At 68.9% G+C, this 2824-nt stretch carries 4 protein-coding genes and 1 pseudogene; 2 read left to right on the top strand and 3 right to left on the bottom strand.

Annotated elements, in window-relative coordinates:
- Positions 1-873: endonuclease/exonuclease/phosphatase family protein (locus ACFWPJ_RS29685; RefSeq protein ID WP_378856352.1), on the top strand; the 873-nt coding region annotated here is incomplete at its 5' end.
- 3 nt (positions 874-876) lie between these two features.
- Here ACFWPJ_RS29685 and ACFWPJ_RS29680 read toward each other — a convergent pair.
- A complete protein-coding gene (locus ACFWPJ_RS29680) occupies positions 877-1491 on the bottom strand; it encodes a TetR/AcrR family transcriptional regulator (RefSeq protein WP_378856350.1) in 615 nt (204 codons plus the stop codon).
- A 56-nt stretch (positions 1492-1547) separates the two neighbouring features.
- On the opposite strand from ACFWPJ_RS29680, the gene ACFWPJ_RS29675 reads away from it, so the two are divergent.
- Positions 1548-2390, top strand: a complete 843-nt coding sequence (locus tag ACFWPJ_RS29675) for an alpha/beta fold hydrolase (RefSeq protein ID WP_378856348.1) — start codon at positions 1548-1550, stop codon at positions 2388-2390.
- Positions 2391-2397: 7 nt separating this feature from the next.
- On the opposite strand, the gene ACFWPJ_RS29670 is transcribed toward ACFWPJ_RS29675, so the two are convergent.
- Together ACFWPJ_RS29670 and ACFWPJ_RS29665 are read right to left on the bottom strand one after the other, a co-directional pair.
- A complete protein-coding gene (locus ACFWPJ_RS29670; RefSeq protein ID WP_378856354.1) occupies positions 2398-2580 on the bottom strand; it encodes a DUF6745 domain-containing protein in 183 nt (60 codons plus the stop codon).
- A gap of 49 nt (positions 2581-2629) precedes the next feature.
- Positions 2630-2824, bottom strand: a pseudogene (locus ACFWPJ_RS29665) (hypothetical protein); the annotation flags it as partial.

The raw sequence follows: 2824 nt of genomic DNA, 5'->3' as shown, positions 1-2824 counted from the left end.
CTGTACTACACCGGTTGGCCGGCGGAGCCGTTGGTGCTCGCCACGTCGGGGGCGCCGTATCTGATGATCGGTGCGATCGTCGGTGCGGGGGGGTTCGCGGCGACCCGGCAGTGGATCGCGACCGGGGTCGCGGTGGTCGTGGCGGCGGTGGGGGTGGCGACGCAGGCGCCGCTGTATATCGCCGACGCCGGTGGTGACGGTCACCCGGTCACGGTCATGCAGGCCAATCTGCTGTTCGACGGCGCCGACCCGTCCGCGCTCGTCGAGGCGGTGCGGTCCCGCGATGTCGCGGTGCTCACCGTCAACGAACTCACCCGCGCCGCCGTCCCCGATCTCGGCGCTGCCGGGCTCGACCAGCTGCTGCCGTATCGCTATCTGGCGCCCGGCCAGACGGCGAGCGGGACTGGGATCTGGAGCCGGTATCCGTTGTCGGACACCGTCGAATACGACGGCTACGTCCTCAATCAGATCTCGGCCACCGCCACCGTGCCGGAGGTCGGGCCGGTGTCGGTCTATGCCTTTCACCCCGTCCCGCCGGTCTACAACACCGACGTCTGGGCCGATGAGCTGTCCCGGCTCGACGCCGTTCTGCGCCGGTCGCCCGCGGATCGCCCGGTGATCGTCGGCGGCGACTTCAATGCCACCTACGACCACAGCCGCTTTCGTGCGATGGCGTCGGGTCGTTTCGCCGATGCCGCCGAGCAGGCCGGTGCCGGACACCTGGTCACCTATCCGACCGACAAACGGCTGCCACCGCTGGTCGGTATCGACCATTTCCTGCTCGCGGGCGCACACGCTACGTCCGTGGAAACCGTGGCCATGCCCGGTGCCGACCACAAAGCACTGGTGGCCCGTATCGTCCTCGAACGGTAATTCTCACCCTGGCCGAGCTGTAGCGCGGTCGCGGGTGGCGAGCAGCGCGTCGATCCGAGCCGAGATCGCCTGACCGGCCGCCAGCAGCGGTTCGGCCGAACGCAGTGTCCGGCCCAGCACGAACGCGCCCTCCAAGCCGCACAGCACACCGAGGATCAGCTCACGCGCCTGCGGCTCATCCAGCCCGCGGCCCACGAAATACGCTGTGCCCTTGTCGATCCAGTCCGTGACGACCTCGGCGGCGACCTCACGCAGCACGGGTTCGCTGTCGGCGATCTCGCCCGCGACGGTGCCGACCGGGCACATGTTGAGCCACCCGGACTCCTCGAGGGTGCGTGCCGCATCGGCGAAGGCGGCGGGCACGGCGGCGCGGAGGTCGCCGTGCGGGTCCATCAGCAGCGGCAGCAACTGGATGTAGGCGGCGCCCGAGCTGCGCAGCGCCTCGGCCGCGATCTGCACCTTGCCGTGCGGGAAGTGGTGGTAGAGCGACCCCATCGGCGCCTCGGCGGCCGCGGTGATCTGTTTGACGGTGATGGCGCTGTACCCGTGGGTGCGCATCAACTCGCCGACCGCGACGACCAGGCGATCCCGCGTAGTCGTTGACATCTTCTCGCTCACCGCTCCAGAATAGAGCAAACGCACTAGAGCATTCGCTCTAACGTCAGGAGGTTCCCATGCCGACCGTCGAACTGCCCGCGGGCCGCATCCACTACCGCGAACAGGGCGATGGCCCGCCGGTCGTCCTGCTGCACGGCCTGCTGATGAACCACACCGTGTGGGATTCCGTCCTCGACCTGCTTCCGACCGGCTTCCGCTACGTCCTGCCCGACCTGCCGCTGGGCGCGCATCCCGAACCGCTGCGCCCCGGCACCGACCTGAGCCTGCGCGGCCTCAACCAGCTCATCGCCGACTTCCTGACCGCCCTCGACCTGACCGATGTCACCCTCGTCCACTCCGATTGGGGTGGTGCCCTGTTCCTCACCGCCTACGGCCTGGACAAGCGCGTCGGCCGCCTGATCGTTTTGCCCTGCGAAGCCTTCGACAACTTCCCGCCCGGCCTCCCCGGCAAGACCGCGATCCTCGCCTCAATCCTGCCCGGCGGCGTCACCCTCGCACTGCGCCAGCTCCGCATCCGCTGGCTCCGCAGCAACCCCCTCCTGTTCGGCTGGATGGCCAAATTCCCCCTTTCCGACGCCCTTGTCCACGGGTGGACCGAGCCCGGCCTGCGCGACCCCGGCATCCGCGCCGACGTACTCGCCTACATGCGGTCCGGCTACGACAAACACACCCTGATCGCGAATACCGAAGCGCTGCAGCAGTTCCCAGGTGAAGCCTTGATCCTCTGGTCATCGGCGGGCAAGGTGATGCCCCGTGACCACGGCCGCCGCCTAGCCGCACTCATCCCCCACGCCCGGCTGGTCGAGATCGACGATGCCTACGTCCTGTCGATGATCGACCAGCCCGCCGCCGTCGCGGCCGCTGTCACCGAATTCCTCACCACTACAGCGGCACGCTGACCCCCGCTCAGGTCTGCTGGACGGGCTCGTACGCCTCGGCGGCGAGCCCGAATGTCCAGGCGACACCCTCGCGCGCGGTGCGGGTTGTCGGTGGAACCCGCAGCCAGTAGGTGCGGTTGGACCCGTCCGGCTCCAGGGTCGAGTTGACCACCTCGACAATCACCACGTTCTCGTCGCCGACGAGGGCGATCCGCCACGGGATGCCGGTGTCGTCGCGGTGGACGGGGCGGGTGTCGGATTCAGCGAATCACCGGCTGGTCCGGCGCGGCGGTCTTGATCTCATGGGCGAGGGTGAGTGCCTTCTCCAGCTCGGGGCGGATCTTGATGCGGGTGCTGATCTTCTCGGAGACACCCGCGTGCAGTGCGCTGCCGCGAGCGCGTCGAGCTGGCTCTGCAGCTCCTGCTGGGCCGTACTGCAACGGGCGTCCCCGATT

Origin of the sequence: Nocardia sp. NPDC058497 (assembly GCF_042720195.1) — a bacterium.
Taxonomy (GTDB): domain Bacteria; phylum Actinomycetota; class Actinomycetes; order Mycobacteriales; family Mycobacteriaceae; genus Nocardia.
The sequence above is the reverse complement of the archived record's forward strand: the minus strand, read 5'-3'. Positions and strand labels throughout refer to the sequence as shown.

Coding starts and splice junctions, on each gene's coding strand:
- ACFWPJ_RS29675 (WP_378856348.1), top strand. CDS start 1,548: ATGCCGACCGTCGAACTGCCCGCGGGCCGCATCCACTACCGCGAACAG.